This is a genomic window from Snodgrassella alvi, from assembly GCF_002777745.1.
Classification (GTDB): Bacteria; Pseudomonadota; Gammaproteobacteria; order Burkholderiales; family Neisseriaceae; genus Snodgrassella; species Snodgrassella alvi_D.
In genome coordinates, this window is record NZ_MEIO01000048.1 from 1 (window position 1) to 25,936 (window position 25,936).

A 25,936-nucleotide genomic window follows, 5' to 3' on the forward strand; every position below is an offset into this window, starting at 1 on the left:
CCGTGGCAGGATAATATTGCCGGGCCGGATATTTTGATGTCCAAAAATGCGCAAGGTGAGATTAAAACCTATATTCAATGTGATTTTGTTGGCGAAGTTCAGCAATGCAAGCATCGATTTTATCTTGATAATTTACCCTTATTGATACGCATAACTTATAACCGCCAGTATTTGAAACTCTGGCAGCAAACCCAAAAAAATATAGCCGGCATACTGGATAGCTGGGTGGTTACGGATAAAGGCGCATTAATTAAGAAGCAGGCAGGGAAGGTGTAAAAATTCCTGCTGATTATGTCTGTTGGGAAGCAGGTGTCTAAACTACCGCTTTTAATAAAAACTGGCAGTCATCACTGGCAGAAAATCTTGCCATTTATTTTTATCAAACTATGCTTTTTCGCCATTAAATTCTACTTACCCCCACTACTGTGCATTAATCGTAAAAAATGATTGTTGCTTTCAGCTTACCATTTCATTACATAGATTAATTTTTGTATAACTGCTTATTTATTTTAGATTAAAACTGTGCTAATTTCTATACTCGTTGCTACAGAGGATACATCAGTATGAAGAGCATATTTAAACCGTATTTCAAGCTTATCTGTTTAAGCTGCCTGCTACTGCTGGCCGGTTGTGATGATAAGCAGGCTGGTGATAAAGCGGTGCAGCAGCAACCGGCACCTGTAGTGCCCCATCAGGACAGATTTGGCCGCTATGACTCTATTGGTAATCTGGGCGGTAAGCCGGTAAGTATCCCCGGCGGGGTGGTATTTACCTGGGTACGCTATATCGGCGACCCGGGCGATTTTGACTCCAGCAAACAAGCGCAAAAGTATCAGCGCCCGCCGATTACTTACCAATTGCCTATTGAAGGTTTTGATTTTCAGTACCGGCTGACAGATGGCGCGGTAATGAGCTATAGAGAGCAAACAGAAGAGGATTATCTGCGTGATAACAGAACTTTGATTCCAGAGGGGAAGCCGTTTCCATGGGGCTACACCATTGTTTACAATATTGTTGATCCACACCAGCCACTTAATTTTAATAAAGCACTGGCTGACGAATTACAAGCCACCAAGAAAGTCTGGCACTTTGACTATTTTGAACAACCACAAAAAATATATGGCTTAACTTATTTCAAAGCCAATAATGGGATTGATCCCAGCACCAATCAGCCGTGGCAGGATAATATTGCCGGGCCGGATATTTTGATGTCCAAAAATGCGCAAGGTGAGATTAAAACCTATATTCAATGTGATTTTGTTGGCGAAGTTCAGCAATGCAAGCATCGATTTTATCTTGATAATTTACCCTTATTGATACGCATAACTTATAACCGCCAGTATTTGAAACTCTGGCAGCAAACCCAAAAAAATATAGCCGGCATACTGGATAGCTGGGTGGTTACGGATAAAGGCGCATTAATTAAGAAGCAGGCAGGGAAGGTGTAAAAATTCCTGCTGATTATGTCTGTATTGTTAACAACTGATGAAAGAGATAAGAATATGTCTAAACCACAGGTATTAACTAAAGAGCAATTAAAAGCTTGGAGCGAGCAAATCAAAACCGGCGAGCTGTCGGCCATAGGAGAAGTGTATCAGGCGCTGGCCAAAAAGGGCTATGACTATGCCCACTGGGCATTTGGGGTGGCTACAGCTGATACCATCACCGGTAATGGCGCTTTGCAGTTTATGCAGGCCGTGGCTAAGGATCATAAACAAAAGCTCACTCAGGCGCGGGTTGACAGTGTACGGCGTGATATGGCGCTCGGCTATCTGGCCATGCTGCAAGACAAACTGGAAAACGGCAAAGGCGGTGAAGATATTACCTATTATGAAATGTTAGAATTTCATATAAAAGTGTTTAAAGACAATAAGCTGGATATCGGCTACTGGACGCTGTATACGCCGATGTCGATTATCCAGAACCATGCTTCGGCTACCGGCAGCAATGGTCAGGTGATTGGCGGTAAGCAGGTTGTGGAGAATATGTGGCAGCATATGCGGGCTACGCAGGGAACCGGGGTGACAGGCTCATGGGTAAGCCTGATGTTATACGGGGTGATGCAGGATGCGCAGAAGGGCTACATTTACGTGAATAAGTCCAACGGTGAGGTTGCACCATTAGACTATATTATCAAGACTGCTGCCTATTCAATTAATATTCCTATCGCTCATATTGTAGCAGGTACCCATGTGGAGAAGCTGGCTAATGTACTTGGCTATAAAAAGGTAGCAGTTTCCAGTGCTGAGCAGCAGCAGGCGCAGCAGTGGTGCAAAGACACGAATATGGCAGCTGCGTTCACTGCTTTTGCCAAGGAAATGGCTGGCGATAATATCCTTGTTTATGGCTCAACTCATACTTGGTATAAGGATTATGCTACGCCGGAAAACAGGCTTACCGGCAAGTTTTTTGCCAATCAGAATACTTCTGCGGCCACGCAAAAGCGGCTGGCCAATAACTGGCAACTGGTGGGCGGCGCAGGTATGACTAAATGGATTATCGCTGCGGTATTGAATGAAAATCTGGCCAATAGTTCCAGTGCGTTGCTCTCTTCCATTAATGAGACTAACTTTCTGGATAAAGGATTAGGGTTCGTGTTTGAGCCTAAATCCGGACACCGCAGGCCGGTAGCGGGTGCAAGAGATGAGTATGAATTCAGATATGAGCTGGAATATATTGATGCTACGCCGGATAGCGTGCTGAGTATTTTGCAGAATTTAACCAGTAATGGAGAAACAGCTAAGGTATCGCAGTATTTGCATGCGCTGTTGCAGTTGAATCCGGTGGTGGTATTGAATCCGGATTTTACACCACAGCAAAGAAGTGTGGATGATGTAGGTGAAGACTGGATTAAAATCCGCTGCTGGGCCATTCAGGAGATAAAATACGCTAAGGCAGTAGAACACAATGATTATGTACGCTCCCTGCTCAATGGGATGTCACCTACTCCGGCTCCCGAGATTGATATTAATCAGCAGCTAACCATGCATCTGCGGCAACAGAAAGAGCTGGTTGAGTCTATCCGGACGAAATATGGTTTTGGTAAAGATGATGTGATTCGTTTTCGTGATGAGAATACCGGCCTGAGCTGGGTGACCAATGGTGCAATAACTCAAGCCGGCCATGTGGTGATGATGCTTTCTGATAATGCCACTGGCACCTATTCTGGCAGTAGTTTAGGCGATGTGATTATGGGCGGCCGTGCCGATGATGTTATCGATGGCGGCGCCGGCGATGACTATTTATATGGTGGTGCCGGAAATGATACGTTGATTGGCGGTAGCGGCAATGATTTATTGTCTGGCGGTGCGGGAACAGACACTTATTATTTCAATGCAGGTGATGGGCAGGATCGCATTATCGATAGTGATGGTAATGGCCATATCTATCTGGACAATAAGATTTTTTCATCGTATCAGTGGATAGGGAAAGAGCTGAATGTATGGCAGTCAGAGGATAATAAATGGCAGGTATGGCTGAATAAAACCGGTGATTTATGCATTCAATCCCTGACAGACAATAAAGATATTCTTACTATTGAGGGATGGAAGGATCTTAAAGGAAATAAACTCGGCATTAATTTACCCAATATGCGTCCGCCTAAGGAAAAAAATAAAATTCTGGGCGACTGGCGCACGAAAATCATTCATGTAGAAGGCCATTTTGAAAAAGAGTTAGAGCACCGTAAAGGCCAATATCACCATGATTGGGATAAGCGCAATGCCGATGGCCATATTATTGATGGTAAACAAGAAAATGGCTTTGAGGATGTTATTTTCGGCACAGACAATGATGATGAAATTTGGGGGCTGGACGGCGGCGATGCTATTGATGGCATGGCCGGTGATGATGTGATTATGGGTGGCGATGGCACTGATCTGCTCGCAGGCGGCGGTGGCTCCGATACCATCAGGGGTGGTGCCGGAAATGATTATATTTTTGCCAATAATCATTTAACGATATATCCACGAAGGAAGCCGGATGAGCGCTGGCAGCTGCCGGATTTTAGTAAAAAACTGATTCATGCTGGCCCAAACTGGGGAGTATATCTTGACAAAGGCAATCATTTGAATATCTCCGGTATTAGCTACGACTGTTTTGATGAACCCATCCCTGCTTCGGGCGATATGTCATATGGTGGGGATTTTCTGTATGGTGATGAGGGCAATGACTTTATTGTCGGAGGCAATCTGAATGACTATATCGAAGGTGATTCGGTAGCACCGGGCAGTACGCAAGACGGAGATGATGTCGTTTTTGGTATGGGTGGTAATGATTATATTGTCGGTGGTAAGGGACAGGACATTTTATATGGCGATGGTCTTGTTAATCGAGGTCCTTTAAATCATCTTGCTGGCTGGGCTCATGGAGATGACCATATTGATGGTGGCGATGGTGATGATGAAATCATTGGTGGCGGTGGCAATGATTTGATTATTGGTGGCAATGGCGATGATTTTCTGTATGGCGATGATGGCGGAAAGACATTAAGAGAAATACTTAATAGCCAATATCATGGCAATGACACTATTTATGGCGGTGCCGGCAAAGACATTATTGCAGGTGGTGGCGGCGATGATTTTCTGTATGGTGGCAGTGGCGATGACATTATATATGGCGATTCTCCTGATGCGAATAGAAATTTTTCACAAATAAAATGCAATGATCATATCTGGGGCGATGACGGTAATGATCAGCTGTATGGTGGCTACGGAGACGATGTGATTCATGGCGGCGCTGATCATGACAAAATTTATGGCGGCCACGGTAATGATGAGCTTTATGGCGATGAAGGCAATGACATTATTTACGGCGATGATGCGAACACAAAAGAAATTCAGGGTGCAGACTATATTGATGGCGGCGCCGGCGATGATAGTTTAATAGGCGGCGGTGGAGACGACTGGATTTTCGGCGGCGATGGCGATGATAAGATATGGGGTGATGAGAATAAAAACTTTGTCGATGCAGACTATTTAATAAACGGCAATGATCATCTGTTTGGCGGAAATGGTAATGACATTATTGATGCCGGATACGGGGCTGATGAAGTTGATGGCGGTGAAGGAAATGATATTATATTCGGCGGCGGCGGTCATGATTACCTTTATGGTGGAAATGGTGATGATCTGATTGTCGGAGACTTCAATAATATTATTGGTTGGGGAATTGGTTGGGAAGGTTCTAGGAACCCTATTTTAATTACAACCGAAAATTCTAAATATACCGGCGATGATGTTATATACGGCGGAGAGGGTAACGACAGAATATATGGAGATGTTTTACAAGAATTAGAAAGTTTTTCTGGAAATGATGTTTTATATGGTGAAGGAGGAGACGATTATATTAATGGGGGTTATGGTAATGATTACATTGATGGAGGTATCGGCAACGACCTGCTGATTGGCAGTGGTGGTGATGATGTGATTTATGGTGGTAATGGTGATGATGTTATTTATGGCGACAGTAAAGAGCCTGTAAATAGCGCTAATGCAAAAACCAGTGGTAATGACGTTATCTTCGGAGGAGACGGAGACGATTTTATCAGTGGTGGTAGCGGCAATGATAATTTACAGGGTGATGACGGTAATGATCAGCTGTATGGAGGTCTGGGCGATGATAATTTATATGGCGGAGCCGGTAATGATCTGCTTAATGGTGGTAAAGGCAATGACTATCTGAATGGCGGTATGGGTGATGATATGTATGTAATTAAAAACGGCGACGGCATCACCACCATTGAAGACCATAATGGATTGTCTTATATTAAGGTTGATCAGATAAAGTCGCTTACTTTCAGTGCTTATAAAGACGGAATAGTGATTAAAAACGGGGTTAAAGGCGATATTATTTATCTGCTCGGCTATAATTTGAAAAACCGAGGCAAAAATTCTGATTTAGACAATATTATATTTACCGAAGATGGTAAGCATGGGCAGACTTTATTAAGCCTGATTACAAAACGAAAACCTGCTGATATGCCCCTTATTCCGCAGTTTGAAAAAGCTTCGGCTATCGATAATCACCCGTTCAGCTCTGCTGACAATAGTCTGCTTGATGATTCAGGCAATTATACCGCAGGCCTTGCCAGAATTCCTGTAAAGAATGCCGCGCCGGATAACCATGCCAGTGAAATTCTCAATTCCGGTTTTAATAATGCTGATGCGATGTTACTCCAGCAGGCAATGGCGACCATGAGTTCTGGACTTGCTGATAGCAGCATGGCAATATCACCGCCACAGGATAAACATTTAGATACTGCTAATAATTATCTGTGTATTTCGGCTGTATAAAAGCAAGTTTCTGTTCTGTTAATTTGAATTTATGCCTGTAACAACAGTTACAGGCTTTTTTTATGGACAAATATTGGCATCTGTTATCGATTACAGTAATCAGGATGTATAATATTTACCTGGTAAAACAGCAAATATTAAATTGTTAATTTAATTACGGAGAAATAACCCATGTGCCAGTTGTTAGGCATGGATTGCAATACCCCCACTGATATTGTGTTTTCTTTTGAAGGATTTCGTTTGCGAGGCGGGTTAACTGATCATCACGCTGATGGTTTTGGTATTGCTTTTTTTGAAGGCCATGGTGTACGCCTGCTTCAGGATGACAAGCCCTGTGCCAGCTCACCGGTAGCAGATCTGGTGCAGCAGTATAAAATTAAGTCGGAAAATGTAATTGCACATATTCGCAAGGCCACACAGGGACAGGTGCATCTGGTGAATACGCACCCGTTTGTACGCGAATTATGGGGAGAATACTGGGTATTCGCACATAATGGTAATCTGCGCCATTTTGCGCCAGCCAGAGGAGAATATTTTAATCCGGTAGGTTCTACCGATTCTGAACAGGCATTCTGCTATCTGCTTGAGCAGCTACGCCAGCGCTTTCGTCACAAGCCCTCGCGCGAGATTTTATTCCGTACAGTAGCAGAAATCACCAGCGAGCTACGCCAGTACGGGCTGTTTAATTACATGCTTTCCAATGGCGACTGGTTAATAGCCCATGCCAGCACCCTGCTTTTTTATATTATCCGGCAGGCTCCTTTTGGTAAGGCTGTTCTGGCAGATGAAGATGTGGCTATTGATTTTTCCGCTGTAACCACGCCGTACGATCGTGTGGCGGTAATTGCCACCCTGCCCCTTACCTGTAATGAACAATGGCAGCAACTGGCCATTAATGAACTGGTCATGTTTAGTCAGGGAGAAATTGTTTTGCGTGATTGTATTCAGCCAGCGCAATATATGAGTATTGAAGAAGGGCTGGCCATTGCATATAAAGCCGGTGTTAATATGTAATGTATTGTTGCAATAAATAGTTTACTGACTAAATGCCATAATTTTCAAACTGGCCGAAAATTAACAATTTTCGCCATATCCGCATAATTATCATTTATTTATTACTGAAAACCAGAGTGGGCTTATGCGAATCTTGTAAACTGATACATATAGATTTGGCTAAACTTGCCCTTATTTTTGAGATAATAAATTCTGATATGAATAAACAATATCCATGCGGATAATTCAACTACGGGCTAACTGATTTTATTGATAATCATAAAATATTAACAAACTGGCTCCTGATAGTTCAGGAGCCAGTTTATTCATATCATAAGCCTTGATTACAATACTTACTGTTCTAAATTACATAAAACCATATATCAGTATAGCAATTACCGCTACGGGAATAACAATCCGGCATAAGAATTTCCAACATGCAAATATTGCGGGGCTTAAATTCAATTCTTGCCGAATGGTTTCTTGCTGCATCATCCAGCCAGCAAAAATTATGGTACCCAAACCAGTTAACGGCAGCATAAGCTTACTGGTGACATAGTCCAGAAAATCAAAAATATTTTTTCCAAAAATAGTCACATCCTGCCACGCATTAAAGGATAACAGACAAGCAATGCCCAACGCCCAGATAACCACGCTACTAACTAATGTAGCTGACTTACGGCCTAAATGAGTTTTTTCTTCCAGCAATTCTACTGTTGGTTCCAGCAATGAGATAGAGGAAGTAAGTGCAGCAAAAGTAAGGAAGATAAAGAACAATATACCAATAATGGTGCCACCAGACATATTACCAAAGGCAATCGGCAAGGTAACAAAAATCAGGCCGGGGCCTTCAGCCGGTTGCAAACCGTTGGCAAATACCAATGGAAAAATGGCCATACCGGACAACACAGCCACGATTACGTCCAGAATTACCACGGTACGGGCAGTGGAAATCAGATTAACATCTTTGCCCAGATAAGAGCCGTAGGCCATCATGATGCCCATACCCAGAGACAGACTGAAAAACGCATGTCCCAATGCTGCCAATACTGCCTTACCAGTAATGGCAGACCAGTCCGGGGTAAACAGGAAAGCAAATGCCTTACCAAATGACGGACCACTGACAACGCCGGCATAAATCACCAGTCCAATCAGCAGGACACCCAGCCCCGGCATCATGATTTTGCATGAGCGCTCCAGACCGGCACCCACTCCCATAGCAACAATTAAGCCAGTAGCCAGCATAAACACAGTATGCCAAGTAAGCAGATGGTTTACACTGCCAAGAAATTGCTGAAAAACCAAACTGGTTCCATCGCCATGCAGTCCTTTAAAAGTACCATTGCCGGCAAGAAAAATATAATCAGTCGCCCAGCCACCTATCACACTGTAAAAAGACAATATCAGGAATGAACCAAGTACCCCAATAATGCCTACCCAGCGCCATGATTTAGACCGTCCTTCAGCAGCCGCTACATCTTCCATGGTATGAATCGGGTTTTTCTGTCCGCGACGGCCAATCAGCCATTCAGCTACCAGAATCGGCAACCCAATTATAAACATACAAATCAGATAGGTAAGCACAAAGGCAGAACCACCCATCTGACCGGCCATATAAGGAAATTTCCAGATATTACCCAAACCTACCGCTGAACCTGCTGCGGCAAGCATAAATCCCATCCGCGAGCTCCACTGTGAATGCGATTTTTTCTTTGTTCCGCCACTCATAATTGCCCTTTACTTCCTGATTCAAAATTCATAAAAAAATTCAACATTTAACTATATAATGTAAATTTAATCAGTAATCATGCCATGAATCGCTTTTTTGGACAAGAATTGATTGCTAATGCACCCTATTTCTAAGTATAAAATCTATTTTTTAGACATTATGTCCAAAATTATGCGTTTGTATTTCTGCATTTCACCGCCCACAGAGACAAACAACAATCGATGATTACAGTAAACGATGTTGTAGTGCTGGTAGTTTTGCGCGTACCGATTGCAGAAACTCAGCATTCAGCTCAGCACAAATCACGCCCTCACCTTCAGGTAATGAAGCCAGAACCTCACCCCACGGATTAATAATCAGGCTGTGGCCATAGGTACGACGGCCATTCTGATGCTGCCCGCCCTGTGCTGAAGCCAGTACATAGCACTGATTTTCAATTGCCCGGGCGGTTAATAGCGTATGCCAGTGTGCCTTACCTGTGGTATAGGTAAAGGCTGCCGGTAAAACCAGCACATCAAATGGGAGCTGGGCGCGGAAAAATTCAGGAAAACGCAAATCGTAACAAATACCCTGTGCTACCGCGATATTATCAACTTTCAGCTCTGGTACATCCATTCCCCGCAGTATGGTATCGGCTTCAGCATAATATTCATTGGCACCACTGTAACCAAACAGATGCATTTTGTGATAGAAACCAAGCAGCTCACCGGCACGCCCATACACCAGCATAGTATTAAGCACTTTGGTTTTGTCTGTACTTTGTAAAGGTATGGTACCTCCAAACAGCACAATACCCAATTCAGCCGCCAGTGTTTTTAAGGCAGTTTGCAGTGCGCCATCGCCAAATGTCTCTGCTACAGCTACTTTATCGGTATCGTTTTTACCCATAATTGGCCAGTATTCAGGCAAAACCACCCATTGCGCCCCTGCTGCGGCAGCCTGCCGCACTAAGCGCTGCATAGACTGGATATTTTCGGCAATGTCAGTGCCTGAAACCATTTGTACAACGCCAACATTGATATTGTTCATGTATCACTCCTTAAATACTGAAAAACTGATGCCATAACTGTAGCAATAAGATTATTTATAGCCTTAACTGGATTGATAAGCAAATAAATCAATATTTATTGTGATAATGCAGATAGTTGTGGTGATGGTAAAGCATTTGTTGAAAAAATGTTACTTTAATTTCTACTAATATATTAATATTAATTAATATATCTATACTAATATAAATATATTTTGACTTTGATATAAAGCTATTAATAGAATGATCATGAAGTTGAACAGAAGTTAATATTTAGCTGCTGCAACAGTATAAGAGGAGGAATAGACAGTAATACAAACCAAACCACTACTTTTAAATAATATCACCTGATTAGCTGATGATGCAGCTATATAAATAGTTACAGCAGAATTAAGTATCAATTTTTTCGGATTTACTCAGGAACAATCATAATGTATCTACAAAGCTTCACAATTAAAAATTTCCGCAAGTTCGGGGAACATGACAATGAAGTCATGTTTGTGAATTCTAAAGAAATATGCCATAACAATTCAGGACACGATACCCCACCACTGGTGTCACCCTCAAGTACGCTGATTATTGGCAAAAACAATACCGGCAAAACAACGATTACTCATGCTTTAACGATGCTTACTAACAATAAATTATCGATTAAATCCAGTGATTTTAATTTGAGTTATCTGAATAATTTAATAGATACTTATATAGCAGCCTATCAAAATGAAGACGAAAGCCCTCAACCCGATTTAAAAACGCCTTTAGAAACGCCGAAATTGGAATTTGAGTTAAAAATAAAATCAGATAATCCAGACGATGAATATATCCATAATTTATCTCAATTTATGCTGATTGGGAATGATTATGAGGAAGCAATCATTATTAAAGCTATTTACGAGGTGAAAGAAGAGGCTAATTTTTTTGCAGCGGTTAAAACCTTGGTTCAGCGAAAGCGGCAGGAACCATCTGGCAAGAATTCTGAAACGCCTAATGATGAAAAAGTAGATAAAAGAACGCTGCTGGAAGAAATCCTTAAATTGCTGGATGATAAAAATCAAACGGAATTTAAGTTAAGCTATAAAAATAAAATGGATCAGGAAGTAAAAAATTTTTCTTTAAATAAACTGTTGGAAATCAATTGTATTAAGGCTAATCGCCATCTGAATAAAAATGTTTTAACCGGTGTATTCAAGCGCATTGTTATTTCTTTATTCAGCGATGAAGAAAGTGATGGTTTGTTTAATCAGGAGCTGAAAGATATTAATGACATTATCACGGAAAAAGTAGAGCAAAAAAATAAATCGATTAGTGAGATACTGAGAGAAATTGAACAATTAAATCACATTGATATGAAACTAAGTGGTAATGTTACTAAAAACGATATTTTAGATAATCTGATTAAGTACAGCTTTAGTGATGGCGATAGCTATATACCGGAAGATCAGTTTGGTCTGGGCTATATCAATTTGGTTAATATTATTGGTGAAATCATTGACTATATTAATTCCTATGAAGAGAACAGTCATCGCAGCCGCATAAACCTGCTACTGATTGAAGAGCCCGAAGCTTTTATGCATCCACAAATGCAAGAATTTTTTATTAAACGCATTGACTTAGCGGTGAATAAAGCAATACAACAGAAAAAATCAGGAACTCCGACAATTCAGTCACTCAAATGTCAGATTGTGATCACTACCCATTCTTCGCATATTGTCAACAGTAAAATTCATAGCAGTAATTCATTCGATAATATCAATTATTTAACAACAGAAAACCGATGCAGCAAGGTGATACCGTTATATGATAAGTTATTAACAGAAAGCTCTCGGACATCCAACTCAAAATCTTCTAAAAAATCAGATGCTAAATCAGACTCAAACAATGGTTCATTAGATTATAAATTAGATTCTAATGATCTGCTGTTTCTGAAAAAACACATTAAATACAAAGTATCGGAATTGTTTTTTTCAGATGCAGTCATTTTAGTGGAAGGTACAACTGAGGAAATGTTATTAAATTATTTTCTTGAAAATGATAAAGATTTAAAGAAATATTATATTTCCATATTCAGAATTGATGGAGCATATGGCAAAGTTTATTTTCGTTTAATACAACAATTAAAGATACCTTGTTTGATAATTACTGATATAGATATTAAGCGGTATGACTGCGAGAAAAATAAAACATGTAAAAATTCAAAATGCCCAACATGCCAAGGTCAATCATCTGAACCTCAGAGATTTAAACAAATTACGTGTTTAAATAACAGAGAAACTACTAATGAAACCCTAAAATGTTTATTTGAAAATAATATTCTAAAAAATAATATGCAATATAAAGAACAAAAGAATATATATATTGTATTTCAAAAAGACCAAATTGAGGGGCAATATGCCACCAGCCTGGAAGAGGCAATTATTTTAACCAATCATGATAATGACATAATTCTCAAGTTATTATCAAAATTTTTTCCAAGAAAATCTAAAAATTTTATTATTGATAATAAAATTAAATGTGAATCTTCTTATGAAATTCAGCAACAGATTAGCCAGAATTGCGGCAAAACAGAGTTTGCCAGCACACTACTCTATAACATGATAATTTCAGATGCAAAATCACCATGTATTCAGTTACCTAGTTATATTGATGATGGGTTGAAGTGGTTAAAAAACCAACTGGCTAATCATTATGGAGAAAAAAAATGAGTCTGCAAGAGAATATACACAATGAAGAGCGACAACTAAAGGAAATATTCACAGCTATTGATGATGGCAAAAGCTTTATTGTTCACGCCGGAGCAGGTGCAGGTAAAACCTACACACTGATTGAATCAATTAAGTATATTTTAAGTCATAAATTAAATACTTTACGCAAACACAATCAAAAAATCATCTGTATTACTTATACCAATGTAGCCGTTGATGAAATCCGGCACCGGCTGGGCGAAAGCCAGTTTGTGCAGGTGTCAACCATTCATGAGATGCTATGGCAACAAATTAAATTGTATCAACAATATGAACTAGTTGAACTACATAAAAACAAACTTAAAAAGGAAATAGAAAATACTGAGTCGGAAATAACAAAGCTATTCTGTGATGTTAATCTGGCTTATCTCAATACTGAGAAAAATAAAGAATTATTCAGGCAGTTTGTACAGGAAAACAAAGACGAGTTTTTTAAACTGGAAAAGGAAAAAGCTAAAGCAGATAAATTTAGAAAAAGAATGTTTGAATTAGCTCAAACGATTGATTTGAAAAACGCTCTAGAAAATATTGACAATTTTAAAAAAATTTTTAAGCTTACTAGCCGGCTCAACAGCTATACACAAGCCTTAGAAAAAATAAATCATCCAGAAGAGCATAAGAGAATATCAGTTGAATATGACAGCAAGGCTAATTCTGATCGTCTGGCCTCAATGAAATTCAGCCACGATACATTGCTCGAATACAGCCTGCAATTAGTCAAGCAATATGATGTGTTCAGAAAACTGCTCACTGACCAATATCCTTATATTTTTATTGATGAATATCAGGACACTAATGAATCTGTTATCAGGTTGATGGCTTATTTACAGCAATACGCCCATCCGGAACGATGGCTGGTAGGGTATTTCGGTGATAGTAAACAAAATATTTATGATAGTGGTGTGGGTAATCATATTGAGAATATTTATCGGGAAATATCGGCCGAAGGTAAGGGGGAAATTAAGCTGGAAAAGATTGTTAAAGATTTTAACCGGCGCTCACAGATACAAATTATTAATCTGATTAATAAAATCAGAAATGATGAATTGACGCAAAAACCAATTGATCCAGATAGGACAAATGGAAAAGTTGAATTTTACTGCCTTAAAGCAGAAGCTGCTGAAAGAGATGAGGATGAAGCGATAATTGATCAGTTTATTGCACATCTTGTTCCATCGCTACCGAGAAATGAGCAAATCAATTGTTTGCTATTGCTTAATCGTTCTGTGGCCAGTATGAGTGGATTTGAACAACTTTATAACGCAATTGGAAAAGCAAAATTTATCCAATGGGATAACCTTAATTCCATGCTGCTTTCACGTATACTTAATAAATTGCATCCCGCAGTCCTGCGCCTGTATCAATTGGTCACAGCCTATAATAGTTTAAATAATCCGCACACTACTCTGTATGATTTATTCGGCAATACTCAGAGTAGCGTTACTTTTGCTGAGGCAGGTAAACTGGTGCAAATCCTTAAACAACAGCAACCACCTGCTACTTTAAATGAATTTATTCAGAATATTTCAACCAGATTAAATCAATTAGCTGAGAAAAAAAATAAAAGTGAAAATGACGCAATTAAATTCTGGCTGAAAAACTGCTTTGGGATTAATTATCCTAAGGATATAAAGCAAAATAATGCAGGTTTAGTAGACTTATCTTTTGCTGATTATTATATTGATTTTCTTCTGTATGAAGAAATGTATGGAAGCATTGATCATGCAGACACCGAAGTTGAAGAAACAGATGACGTGGTTGCCATTAATCAGCAATATATCAACGACATTCTGAACATTGATTTAAACCAATGGCTAAGCTGGGTAGCTTTTATTAATGATGAACATGCTAAACAGAAGCAAGTGATATACCATACCTATCACGGTACCAAAGGCAGTGAATATGACAATGTAGTAGTAATAATGAAAAATGATTTTGGCAAAAATAAAAAAAATAAATTTAAAAATTACTTTTCCAGCCTGTCTGCTGATGAGAACATTCAGGTTAGAGATGAGGAGGACAAAGAGCTGGAAAATACACGCAATCTATTCTATACAGCCTGTTCACGGGCACGTAAAAATTTATGGATTCTTTATCTGGATGATATTACTGAAATCAGAGATAAGATTGAATTGCTGTTTGGTACTGTTAATACATTTGAACCTGCCATAGAATAAGCAATTTTTTCATATAACTTTAATTATATTCAGATATTTTACTAAATATAGAATGGATTTTGGTTGCATCTTTAATGTGGATTAAGACAAAGATTGCAGTTTAGATTGGGGTGAGTAATTCAATATAATAATTTATTGATACTAAATATCAGTTGCAGAGAAATTCTGGATATTGTGCTTAATTGAAAAGCTGATATCCAGAATCATTCTTTAAACTAATCAGATATTTTACGACAGGCGCTGCTGGCATTGCTGGCAGATGCCGGTAAGTACGATATGTTCATCATTGAGCATAAAGCCGTTATCGGCCGCGCGCCGGCGCAATGCTGCCCATTCAGAGCTCAGGCTTTGTTCATCTACGGCGCCACACTGGTTACACACCAGTACAAAATCGCTGTGATGTATGTTGTCTTCCTGACAATGGCTGTCACATTCATGCTGTACGTGACGGCAGAGTATATAGCCGTTAACAGCCGGTATTTTATGCAATACGCCCTGCTCTGCCCAGAAATCCAGTGCCCGATAGGCGGTGGGCGGGGCTACGATGCTGCTGCTGTGCTGCTGCATATGTGCCAGTACCTGATAGGCTTTAATCACGCCGTTCATGTTTAAGACAATATCCAGCACCTGAGCACGTAGCTGGGTAACGGTTACGCCCTGCTCTGCGCACTGTGCCATGATACGTGCTTTATCTTCAGCTTTGGTTTGCCATGCTGTATTACTCATGCCTGCAAGCCTTATGCCAGATCACGGGTTACACTCAGGCCGGCAAAAGTTTGCGATACTGGCATGATTTCGATATGGTTAACATTCATATGGGCAGGAGTCTGATACAGCCATAATACGGTATTGGCGATATCTGCGGGTTGCAGATAGCTGATATTTTCATATACGGCTGCGGCCTGTTTGTCGTCTCCGCGAAAGCGCACATTGGAAAATTCAGTATCGCCACACAGGCCGGGTGCAATATTGGTGACACGAATGCGGGTGCCAGCCAGATCGGTACGCAAATTTAAGCTGAACTGGCGTACAAAAGCTTTGGTGGCTCCATAAACATTGCCACCTTTATACGGCCATGAACCGGCAGTAGAGCCCAGATTAATGATATAACCTGTATTTTTGGCTATCATGCGCGGCAGTATCTGCCGTGTTACATAGGTTAAGCCAAGGATATTGGTGTGAATCATGGTTTCCCAGTCGGCAAAGTTTGCTTCCTGAGCCGGTTCCATACCCAGTGCCAGCCCTGCATTATTCACCAGTAAATCAATATCCGCCCAAGTACTCTGTAAAGAAGCCAAGGCGCTATCGACACTGCTTTTGTCGGCCACATCCATTTGTAACGGTAAGAAGGCTGCGCCCAGCTCTGCCTGTAAATGGTGCAGTTTATCCAGCCGCCGTGCCGCGCCGATAACTTTATAGCCGGCATGAACCAGTACTCGACACATTTCCGCACCAAAACCGGCAGAAGCGCCTGTAATCAATATTGCCATATTCAGCATCCTTCTGTGTTATTCGCCAGATTATGTTTGTCTTCCAGCTACTAATCTTAGCACGTTCCGGCAGATTTTCTATTAAAGTAAGTAGCTGGTTTAATCAGCTATATAATATAAACCCCGTTAATGCTAACGGGGTGGTTAATTACAGACCAGTACTTACAGAGATTGCTGCATAGCCCATGAACGCAGTGCTCGGGCATCACTAACCCGGGTAGTGGAACTGGGAGAATTCAGCAGGACGATGGTTACTGGCTGATTCTGTACACTGGTCAGAAGTACCATGGAACGGCCGGCTTCACGGATATAGCCGGTTTTTTGCAGGGCAATCGGCCATGCGCCTTCGCGTATCAGTGCATTGGAATTGTGGTACTGCTCTATGCGGCCATTGCTGGTGTATACCGTACCGGAATTATCGGTTGAAAATTGTCGGATAAGCGGATACTGGCTGGCACCGCGTACCAGTAAAGCCAGATCACGTGCTGTGGCCTGATTACGCGGATCCAGACCAGTTGGTTCATAAAAGCGTGCATTGGTCATACCCAACTCGGCAACTTTATGGTTCATGGCTTCTACAAATGCCGGCATACCGCCCGGATAGGTACGTGCCAAGGCGTGGATTGCTCTGTTCTCACTACTCATTAATCCGATATGCAACAGTTCACGCCGTGTCATTACGGTACCAATGGACAGGCGGCTGGTTGAATTTTTCAGCCGGTCAATTTCCGCATTGGTGATGGTAATGGGTTCATTCATATTCTGGTTGGCATCCAGCACTACCATTGCTGAAACCAGCTTGGAAATGGATGCAATAGAACGTACCTGATTGATGTTTTTCTGGTACAGGATTTCACCGGTTTGATTGTTCATGATCAGTGCGGATTGCGAGCTTAATAAAGGACCGGCAATCTGGGCACGGGTTTCCAGATTGGCATCTGGATGATTGGTGATAAATGAGCTGAGGGTATCAGGCTGACTATCCATCTGCTTTTGTTCGATAAACTGACCGAGAACGTCCAGATCGTTAGCAAAAGCGGGGACGGCAAAAAATAGACTACTACTTAACAGGCTTACCCACTGCCAGCGACGCAGACAAGATAAACGTGACATGATAACTTCCTTTTTGACCCTGAATCAGGGTAATTTAATTCTCAATTAAGATGCTCATACTGAACGTAAGATCGGAACAGATAGTTCTGTTGCCTGCGATTAATAGAAGTTGTTAACGTCCAAATATTTAATTCAAAAAATCTATTTCTGTATCCAATTATAAGACAATTTTAATCACGGCCGGTACTTTCATTAGCCGTCCGGGTGGATAAAAGCTGTTTATAAACGATATTTTAACCAGATTTTCATTGCTAAACTGATTGCTGTAGTTACTAAAACTACAATAGCATTCAGTTTGATATCAGGCTAATAACACTATATACTCATTTTTTGGCTGAGTTTGGTTACGGTGGTTCATTCTGTATCCTGTCAGGCTCTCAATTATAAGCTCTATTTTCTCGATGAAATCCTGTTTATGAGTAAAGAAATTCGTTATTGTTCGTTTTGCGGGAAACCTGAAAACGAAGTTAAAAATTTGATTGAAGGTGAAAACGCATTAATCTGTAATGAGTGCGTAGATACATGCAATGAAATGCTACATAATCCGGGTGGTTCCTCTACAGAAAAAGGCATGTCAGCAGCTGCTGCTTCTGCCGGTCCGGATGCTGATACCAGTCAGGATAAACTACCTACACCAGCAGAAATTGTTGCCAATCTCGATCAGTATGTGATTGGGCAGGAAACGGCAAAAAAATCGCTGGCCGTAGCTGTATACAATCATTACAAACGCTTGCGTTTTGGCAAGGAGGAAGGTCAGGTAGAACTGTCTAAATCCAATATCCTGCTGATCGGGCCTACTGGTTCCGGTAAAACTTTGCTGGCTCAGACTCTGGCGCGCAAATTGGATGTGCCGTTTGTTATGGCTGATGCTACAACACTCACTGAAGCAGGTTATGTAGGTGAAGATGTTGAGCAGATTATCACTAAATTACTGGGTAAATGCGATTTTGATGTACAGAAAGCTCAAAGAGGCATTGTGTATATTGATGAAATCGATAAGATTTCGCGTAAGAGTGATAATCCTTCGATTACGCGTGATGTATCGGGTGAAGGTGTGCAGCAGGCTTTGCTTAAGCTGGTAGAAGGTACTATTGCTTCTGTACCGCCTCAGGGTGGCCGTAAACATCCTAATCAAGAATTCATTAATGTAGATACTACTAATATTCTGTTTATCTGTGGTGGTGCTTTTGCCGGTCTGGAAAAGGTTATCCGCCAGCGTACTGAAAAAGGCGGTATTGGCTTTGGTGCGGCGGTACACAGTAAAGATGAAAATACTAATATAAGCGAGCTGTTTCAAACGGTAGAGCCGGAAGACTTGATTAAATTCGGTTTGATTCCTGAGCTGATTGGTCGTTTGCCGGTAATTGCCACGCTAACAGAACTGGATGAAGATGCTCTTATCAATATTCTTACCGAACCTAAAAATGCATTGATTAAGCAGTTTCAGGCTTTGTTTGCGATGGAGGGTGTGGAGTTACAGGTTCAGCCCTCTGCATTGCGTGCTATTGCTAAGTTGGCTATGGCACGTAAAACTGGTGCCCGTGGTTTGCGCTCAATTGTGGAAAAAGCTTTGCTGAATACTATGTATGCGCTGCCTGATTTAACTGATGTGAAAAAGGTTGTGGTCAATCAGGATGTGATTGACAAAGGTGCAGAACCGGAATGGTTACTGGCTGATGGCAGTGCTTATAAAGCTGAAGCAGCAAGCTGAAATTTTGTCTGTATGAATAAAAAACCGGCTGGAATTTTAAAATTTCAGCCGGTTTTTTATTTGTTGAGGTAAATGTGATGCCGATTAAACTACAATGGATGCGGTACTGTGATATCGCTTTATCTGGCAAATATTTCAAGCCAGAGTTGAAATTATCGATATTTATAGGTATCGGCCAAACCACAAAACTTTGCCAATAATCTGCACATCATCGCTTTCGCTATCCAGCCGGATTTCAAAGCTCGGATAGGCATCGTTGGCAGAAATTACATTGACTACATTACCCGGCATTAGCTGTAGGCGTTTTACCAGCAAATTGTCGTTGATACGGAGTACATATAAGCCATCACGGCGAATATGATTCATTTGCTGCACCAGAATGGTATCCCCGTCATTGAGCACACCTTCCATTGAATCGCCTTTAACTGAAATAACTGATAAGCCACTGACTTCAGGACTAATCATTGAATTAATCCAGTCTTTGCGAAACGCCATTGTAAACATTGGCTTCTCATTGGCAACCAGACTGCCATGTCCGGCCGCAGCTTCAATCGCATACCGCGGTACGTAAACGAAGTCATCTGCATTTACCGGATTGCCCAGTGTATCATGGGCAGACTGAACAGGCTGTTCAGGAAAAGGCTCTCCTTCTCCGGTGAGCAGCCAATCGATACTGCATCCTTTTAATTCTTTGATACGCTTCAGGGTTTCTGCCTTGGGTAAACCACCTTCATGCCAGATACGGCTGAATCCGGCCATAGTCATATCAATGTCTGTGGCAATTTTGGATTGGCGCTCACCCGGCCATAATGAAGCCAGACGATCCTTAAATGTTTGCATACACAAACTCCAGCAATTTATTAGAAATATCGTCAGTTAATTAATTTTTATTATACTTGATTCTTAGAAAAATGAATAGTAATTATATATTTAAGAAAAAATTCTCTTGAATGTTTATTTTTTTCTAATTATTATAATAAAAAATAAATAATTTATTAGATTTATCTAATTTTTTGGAGTGGATTATGAAATTATTGAGTGTATCTGGGTTAATGGCTTTACTGGTGCTACTGGGAAATTTTTATTTTGCACCAGCCAGTGCCACTGCACCCTTAACCTCGAATACACTGATGCCAGATTGCCATCATCTAGCGCAATTAATCTATACTGAGATGAGTTCTGCTCAGATACGGGTAGCCAAAAGCTGTGACCAGCAAGAGGCAGCGCAAGACTGGATTAATACATATGGAAAAATGAACCATACTGAGCTAGTAAGGGCTATGGTTTATGAATCTTCCTAAATATTTTTTATTCTTTTGTTATGGAAATATTATATACAGCTACAGATCTGTTTTTGCATGCAGAGATATACGAGGCTGGCACTAAGCCAAATTTGTATAAAAGCCAGATTGACCATAATAATAGATCAATCTGGCTTTAGAGGGGTAAATCAGTATCCGGGGAAACTGCGCTAGAATTCAGATTTACTGCAATTAATCTGCGGCTTTCCAGGTTAGCTTTGCTAAAAGCTGCTGATGAATACCACCAAAGCCGCCATTACTCATCACCAGAATATGATCTCCCTGTTGCGCTTCGCCAGTGATGGCCTCAATCAGTGCCTGCATATCATGAAAAACTGCTGCTTTATCTTGTAACGGACTCAGCGCAGCAGTGACATCCCAGTCAACACCGCCAGCATAACAATATACTTTATCAGCCTCTGTCAAACTGGCTGGCAGTGCAGCTTTCATGGTACCCAGTTTCATGGTATTAGATCGTGGCTCTAATACGGCCAGAATGCGTGCAGCATTTACTTTCTGGCGTAAACCGGCAATGGTGGTGGCTATGGCTGTGGGATGATGGGCAAAATCATCATAAACAGTGATATTATTGACGATACCTTTGATTTCCATGCGCCGTTTGACATTTTCAAAACGAGCTAGTGCCGCACATGATTGCTGTACGGAAACACCTACATGGCGGGCTGCCGCAATGACTGCCAGCGCATTCATACGGTTATGCTGCCCCAGTAGTTTCCATTCAATATGGCCTACTTTCTGTTGCTGATATAGCACATCGAAGCCGCCAGTATCAGAGACTTCGCCTACTTGCCAGTCTTTGCTGGAACCAAAGCCTTCTACCGCAGACCAGCAGCCCTGTTGTAAGACTTCGGCCAATGCTTCAGACTTTTCATTGACAACAATCAGACCGTCGCCCGGAATGGTACGGATTAAATGGTGAAACTGGGTTTGGATTGCAGCCAGATTGGGAAAAATATCCGCATGATCATATTCTAGGTTGTTCAGAATTGCCGTACGGGGGCGATAGTGTACAAATTTACTGCGTTTATCAAAAAAAGCGGTATCGTATTCATCGGCCTCAATAACAAAAAAAGGGCTGCTTTCCGATGCGCTTGCGGACTGGTCTGCCAGAGGTATTTGTGGCAAGCGCGCTGATACAGCAAAATTCTGTGGTACACCGCCAATCAGAAATCCCGGTGCCAGACCTGCATCTTCAAGCACCCATGCCAGCATGCTTGCTGTGGTAGTCTTGCCATGAGTACCGGCCACCGCCAATACCCAGTGTTGTTGCAATATGTTTTCTGCCAACCATTGTGGTCCGGAAGTATACGGCAGATTACGATTGAGAATGGCTTCAACCACGGGCATTCCGCGGCGGGCAACATTGCCAATTACGTAGACGTCGGCAGGATAGTTTTCCAACTGCTCAGCTTCAAATCCTTCTACCACATCAATGCCTAAATCAGCCAACTGTGTGCTCATGGGCGGATACATTCTGGCATCACAACCGGTGACACGGTAGCCGGCCTGTTTGGCAATGGCGGCAACTCCTCCCATAAATGTTCCGCCGATGCCAATGATGTGGATATGCTGCATTTTCTGTCTCTACGCGGTAAAAACCTGCATTATAGACTGTACTTATGGTTACTACATGTATGTTTTTTATTTTCCGTATATTGTACTATTGTGAAAACGGATTTTATTGGAAATAAGCTTATTTTAAGCGTGGGCAATTTGATTATTGTCATTTTTTTATGATGATATGCAGTTAATAATCATAATTTAGCTATTCTGTGAATAGATTCTGCTTATGCTTGGTATGATTAAATTTTATTATTATGAGTATCTGATGATATAGCGTTCTAAAATATTTTTCAGATTACCTTTTTGCCATTTTGCTGTAACAATAAAGTTTGGTACTTTAATAGAGTATTTGTTTTGCTCATACGTAAATGTTAACTCTCCTCTGATAATGCCCTTCTTAAAGCTCAAATCAGTAATTTTTGTCATTGGGATAACGGTTATGGAATCGGTTAAATCTGCGCTTAGCGATAAACCTATTAGGATTATTTTTTCTGCATTGAAATAGATAAGCAGATGTTTGATACATAATGTAGCTAATCCCGAAAATAGTATATATTGCCACGCTTTTGCATTAATCATGCCATAAAGCACTGATGAACTGTCAAAAGAAGGTAATTGATGTTGTTCAAAATAGGTTTTGATGTGTTCCAACTTTAAGCCATTACTCATGTAAACCACCTTGTGTTAATAGAATCATATTCAGGATAAACATTATAATCTGATAAGCATAGATTTTGTATGAATTAGTTAAAAATTTGTTAACATATATTTTTCATATTAGTTGATATGACTGATTTGTATAACGAGTTAGAAATAATCAATTATTGCTGATGTGTTGTAGATTTATGTTTTTAGCAGGTTGAGTATATATTTCAATGGTATAAAGTACTCCTTGCTGTGACTGTTATGTCGCAACCAATATTGATGGTTTGGTTTATCCACAACTATGACGTTTTAGGTAGTATTTTTTATCTTCTTTTGTCGGCTATGTTATCAACAGGTGCGATACGCTGGATAAATACACATTATTCCTGTCATTACTGGGATGGTATTGCACATAAACTGTGGATAAGTAATTTAGATTATTGTTATCTATAAATTAAATTCCACTGCTTAATTTTTAGGCAATAATTTGTAATGAGATTAGATTTGATACATTCAGCGGGCTAGTCAACTTATAGATGGTGATATTCAGGTCATATAAATGCCTGTAATCAGCATTTGAATTTTCTGGCACTATGGTAGCCGGGTAAGTTTAGATGTGTGTATCTCTGGCCTGGCTTTGGAAAAGTGAAAATAGCTGTCAGACAAAAGAAAAAGCTGCCTTGTATGTAAGGCAGCTTGAAGGATGAACACTAAAAATCAATTTTCAGCCGGTTTTTGTTCCTGTGGTGCTTTTTCCAGCAGCGCTTTGATAGATAAACGCACGCGGCCGCGATCGTCGATTTCTAGGGCTTTAACTTTTACTTGTTGTCCTATCTGTAGATAATCGCTGACATTTTTTACGCGCTCGTGTGAAATCTGGCTAATGTGCACCAGACCATCCTTACCGGGTATTACTGATACAATCGCACCAACATTATTATCCAGAATCTTGATAACTGTACCTTCATATACTTTGCCTACTTCCACTTCTGCGGTGATTTCTTCAATACGGCGTTTGGCCGCTTCACCTGCTTCGCTGGTGCTGGCAGCAATGGTAATGGTGCCATCTTCGGCAATATTAATTTCGGTGCCGGTTTCGGCAGTTAGTGCACGGATGGTTTCGCCGCCTTTACCAATGACATCGCGAATTTTGTCCTGATGGATTTTCATGGTAAATAAACGCGGTGCATGGGCTGATAACTCCTGTGGCCCTTCTACGGCATCCTGCATCTGGCTGAGGATTTTCAGGCGTGCTTCTTTGGCCTGAGCCAAAGCAATCTGCATGATTTCTTTGGTAATACCTTGAATTTTGATGTCCATTTGCAGGGCTGTCACACCGGTGGTGGTACCTGCTACTTTGAAGTCCATATCGCCCAGGTGATCTTCATCACCTAGAATATCAGTCAGAACAGCAAATTTATTGCCGTCCAGTATCAAGCCCATGGCGATACCGGCAACATGGCTTTTCAGGGGTACACCAGCATTCAGCAGACTCAAACAACCGGCACACACGCTGGCCATGGAAGAAGAACCGTTGGACTCGGTAATTTCTGATACTACGCGCATGGTATAGCTGAAGTCTTCCACCTCAGGCAGAACAGCCAGTAATGCGCGTTTTGCCAGTCGGCCATGGCCGATTTCACGCCGTTTTGGTGCACCCATACGGCCTACTTCACCAGTTGAATAAGGCGGGAAGTTGTAGTGCAGCATAAAGCGATCGGTATATTCGCCGCTCAGTGCATCAATAATTTGCTCATCACGCTGGGTACCTAAAGTAGCGGTAGCCAGTGACTGGGTTTCACCACGGGTAAATAATGCTGAGCCATGAGTACGTGGCAATACGCCGGTTTGGATATTAATCGGGCGTACGGTGCGAGTATCGCGACCATCAATACGTGGCTGACCATCAAGAATCTGGCCACGAACAACTTCTTTTTCCAGATCTTTGAAAATACCGCGAATCTGGTTGGCCAGTAATGTATCGGTTTCTTCGGTAATCAGGGCTGCTTCTACGGCTGCCCACGCTTCATCAAGCTTGGCTGTACGTGCCTGTTTCTGTTTGATTTTAAATGCTGCATCGATGGTCGCTCCAGCTAGCTCGCGCACTTTGTCCATCAGAGTTTGGTCTGCAACCGGTGCCTGCCAGTCCCATACTTCTGGATTCACTTCGTCAGCAAATTCATTAATGGCGCGGATGGCGGCCTGCATTTGTTCATGTCCGAATACTACTGCGCCGAGCATGGTTTCTTCTGACAATACATCTGCTTCAGATTCTACCATCAGGACTGCTTTTTCAGTACCGGCAACAACCAGATCCAGTTGTGACTGGGTTAGCTGGGCTTTAGTCGGATTCAGTACATATTCGCCATTTACGTAACCAACGCGGGCTGCACCAATCGGGCCTGCAAAAGGCACACCTGTGAGCAATAATGCGGCTGAGGCGCCCAGCATGGCCGGAATGTCTGAATCTATTTCCGGGTCAACTGATACTACCATAGCTACAATCTGGATATCGTTAAAGAAGCCTTCCGGAAATAAAGGACGAATCGGACGGTCAATCAGGCGGCTGGTAAGAATTTCTTTTTCGCTCTGTTTGCCTTCCCGTTTGAAAAAACCACCCGGGATTTTACCGGCTGCATAGGTTCGTTCGAGATAATCCACTGTAAGCGGGAAAAAATCCTGCCCGGGTTTTACTTCTTTAGCAGCAGTGACTGCCACCAGTACTACGGTGTCGCCCATTGAGATTTTCACTGCACCGGCTGCCTGACGGGCAATTTCACCGGTTTCTAGTGTTACTGTCTGGTTACCGTACTGGAATGTTTTCACATGTTTATTAAACATACTGGACTTTCTGTTTTGTATTTTACAAAAGCCGCACCTGCTAAAAAACCTAACAATGTATACGTACCTACACACATACATAGGTAGGGTTTCTGGCTGGGCGAAATTTGCAAAATGATTATTAAATGAGGTTTATACGTGTTTGTAGCACCCACAAATACATTTTGTGTTATGGTCAAATTCTAACATATATTTTTTACCTTATCGCAAGCGCAATGACAGCCTGTTGGAATCTAGTTATTTAATTTATGTCTTTGCAGTCTTTTTTATGGCTAAAATATCAATATTCCA

At 41.3% G+C, this 25,936-nt stretch carries 17 protein-coding genes; 8 read left to right on the forward strand and 9 right to left on the reverse strand.

Translation table 11 applies throughout. The features are described from left to right. The 4 genes from BHC51_RS12720 to BHC51_RS05355 form a co-directional block, all read left to right on the forward strand. Positions 1-276: hypothetical protein (locus BHC51_RS12720; protein WP_180296435.1), on the forward strand; the 276-nt coding region annotated here is incomplete at its 5' end. A 287-nt stretch (positions 277-563) separates the two neighbouring features. Next, complete coding sequence (locus BHC51_RS05345; RefSeq protein WP_100153112.1) at positions 564-1,448, forward strand: hypothetical protein; 885 nt, start codon at positions 564-566, stop codon at positions 1,446-1,448. Positions 1,449-1,502: 54 nt separating this feature from the next. Beyond that, a complete protein-coding gene (locus tag BHC51_RS12725) occupies positions 1,503-6,293 on the forward strand; it encodes a calcium-binding protein (RefSeq protein ID WP_180296436.1) in 4,791 nt (1,596 codons plus the stop codon). 171 nt (positions 6,294-6,464) lie between these two features. Continuing rightward, a complete protein-coding gene (locus tag BHC51_RS05355; protein ID WP_100123272.1) occupies positions 6,465-7,307 on the forward strand; it encodes a class II glutamine amidotransferase in 843 nt (280 codons plus the stop codon). Between the two features lie 345 nt (positions 7,308-7,652). Here the strand turns inward: BHC51_RS05355 and BHC51_RS05360 are convergent, their stop codons facing one another. Beyond that, a complete protein-coding gene (locus BHC51_RS05360) occupies positions 7,653-9,014 on the reverse strand; it encodes a sodium-dependent transporter (protein ID WP_100100241.1) in 1,362 nt (453 codons plus the stop codon). Between the two features lie 226 nt (positions 9,015-9,240). Then, entirely contained in the window at positions 9,241-10,044 is an 804-nt protein-coding gene (locus BHC51_RS05365; protein ID WP_100153514.1) for a carbon-nitrogen hydrolase family protein, read from the reverse strand. Between the two features lie 429 nt (positions 10,045-10,473). On the opposite strand from BHC51_RS05365, the gene BHC51_RS05370 reads away from it, so the two are divergent. Beyond that, entirely contained in the window at positions 10,474-12,744 is a 2,271-nt protein-coding gene (locus tag BHC51_RS05370) for an AAA family ATPase (RefSeq protein WP_100153515.1), read from the forward strand. Next, positions 12,741-14,960 (forward strand): UvrD-helicase domain-containing protein, encoded by a 2,220-nt coding sequence (locus tag BHC51_RS05375; protein ID WP_100153516.1) that lies wholly within the window; start codon positions 12,741-12,743, stop codon positions 14,958-14,960. The genes BHC51_RS05370 and BHC51_RS05375 overlap by 4 nt, the downstream gene beginning before the upstream one ends. 228 nt (positions 14,961-15,188) lie before the next feature. On the opposite strand, the gene BHC51_RS05380 is transcribed toward BHC51_RS05375, so the two are convergent. The 3 genes from BHC51_RS05380 to BHC51_RS05390 all read right to left on the reverse strand — a co-directional run bounded on the left by BHC51_RS05380 (position 15,189) and on the right by BHC51_RS05390 (position 17,563). After that, the gene (locus tag BHC51_RS05380) at positions 15,189-15,686 is read right to left on the reverse strand and encodes a Fur family transcriptional regulator (protein WP_100123275.1); all 498 of its coding nucleotides are present in this window, start codon (positions 15,684-15,686) and stop codon (positions 15,189-15,191) included. An 11-nt stretch (positions 15,687-15,697) separates the two neighbouring features. Continuing rightward, on the reverse strand, positions 15,698-16,450 hold the full coding sequence (locus tag BHC51_RS05385) for an SDR family oxidoreductase (protein ID WP_100153562.1): 753 nt from the start codon (positions 16,448-16,450) through the stop codon (positions 15,698-15,700). A gap of 162 nt (positions 16,451-16,612) precedes the next feature. After that, positions 16,613-17,563, reverse strand: coding sequence for a serine hydrolase (locus BHC51_RS05390; protein WP_100153517.1), 951 nt, complete (start codon positions 17,561-17,563; stop codon positions 16,613-16,615). A 415-nt stretch (positions 17,564-17,978) separates the two neighbouring features. On the opposite strand from BHC51_RS05390, the gene clpX reads away from it, so the two are divergent. After that, entirely contained in the window at positions 17,979-19,274 is a 1,296-nt protein-coding gene (gene clpX, locus BHC51_RS05395) for an ATP-dependent Clp protease ATP-binding subunit ClpX (protein WP_100123276.1), read from the forward strand. Positions 19,275-19,436: 162 nt separating this feature from the next. Here the strand turns inward: clpX and BHC51_RS05400 are convergent, their stop codons facing one another. Further along, positions 19,437-20,114: a S24 family peptidase gene (locus BHC51_RS05400; protein WP_100100235.1), complete on the reverse strand. Its 678-nt coding sequence runs from the start codon at positions 20,112-20,114 to the stop codon at positions 19,437-19,439. A 185-nt stretch (positions 20,115-20,299) separates the two neighbouring features. Here BHC51_RS05400 and BHC51_RS05405 point away from each other — a divergent pair, with 185 nt between their 5' ends. Beyond that, positions 20,300-20,575: a hypothetical protein gene (locus tag BHC51_RS05405; RefSeq protein WP_100123277.1), complete on the forward strand. Its 276-nt coding sequence runs from the start codon at positions 20,300-20,302 to the stop codon at positions 20,573-20,575. Between the two features lie 192 nt (positions 20,576-20,767). Here BHC51_RS05405 and mpl read toward each other — a convergent pair whose 3' ends face one another. From mpl to pnp, 3 genes are all read right to left on the reverse strand, one after another. Next, complete coding sequence (gene mpl / locus BHC51_RS05410; protein WP_100153518.1) at positions 20,768-22,171, reverse strand: UDP-N-acetylmuramate:L-alanyl-gamma-D-glutamyl-meso-diaminopimelate ligase; 1,404 nt, start codon at positions 22,169-22,171, stop codon at positions 20,768-20,770. 240 nt (positions 22,172-22,411) lie between these two features. Continuing rightward, positions 22,412-22,828: a PH domain-containing protein gene (locus tag BHC51_RS05415; RefSeq protein ID WP_100123279.1), complete on the reverse strand. Its 417-nt coding sequence runs from the start codon at positions 22,826-22,828 to the stop codon at positions 22,412-22,414. Positions 22,829-23,521: 693 nt separating this feature from the next. Beyond that, the gene (gene pnp, locus BHC51_RS05420) at positions 23,522-25,645 is read right to left on the reverse strand and encodes a polyribonucleotide nucleotidyltransferase (RefSeq protein WP_100123280.1); all 2,124 of its coding nucleotides are present in this window, start codon (positions 25,643-25,645) and stop codon (positions 23,522-23,524) included. Positions 25,646-25,936 lie beyond the last annotated feature (291 nt).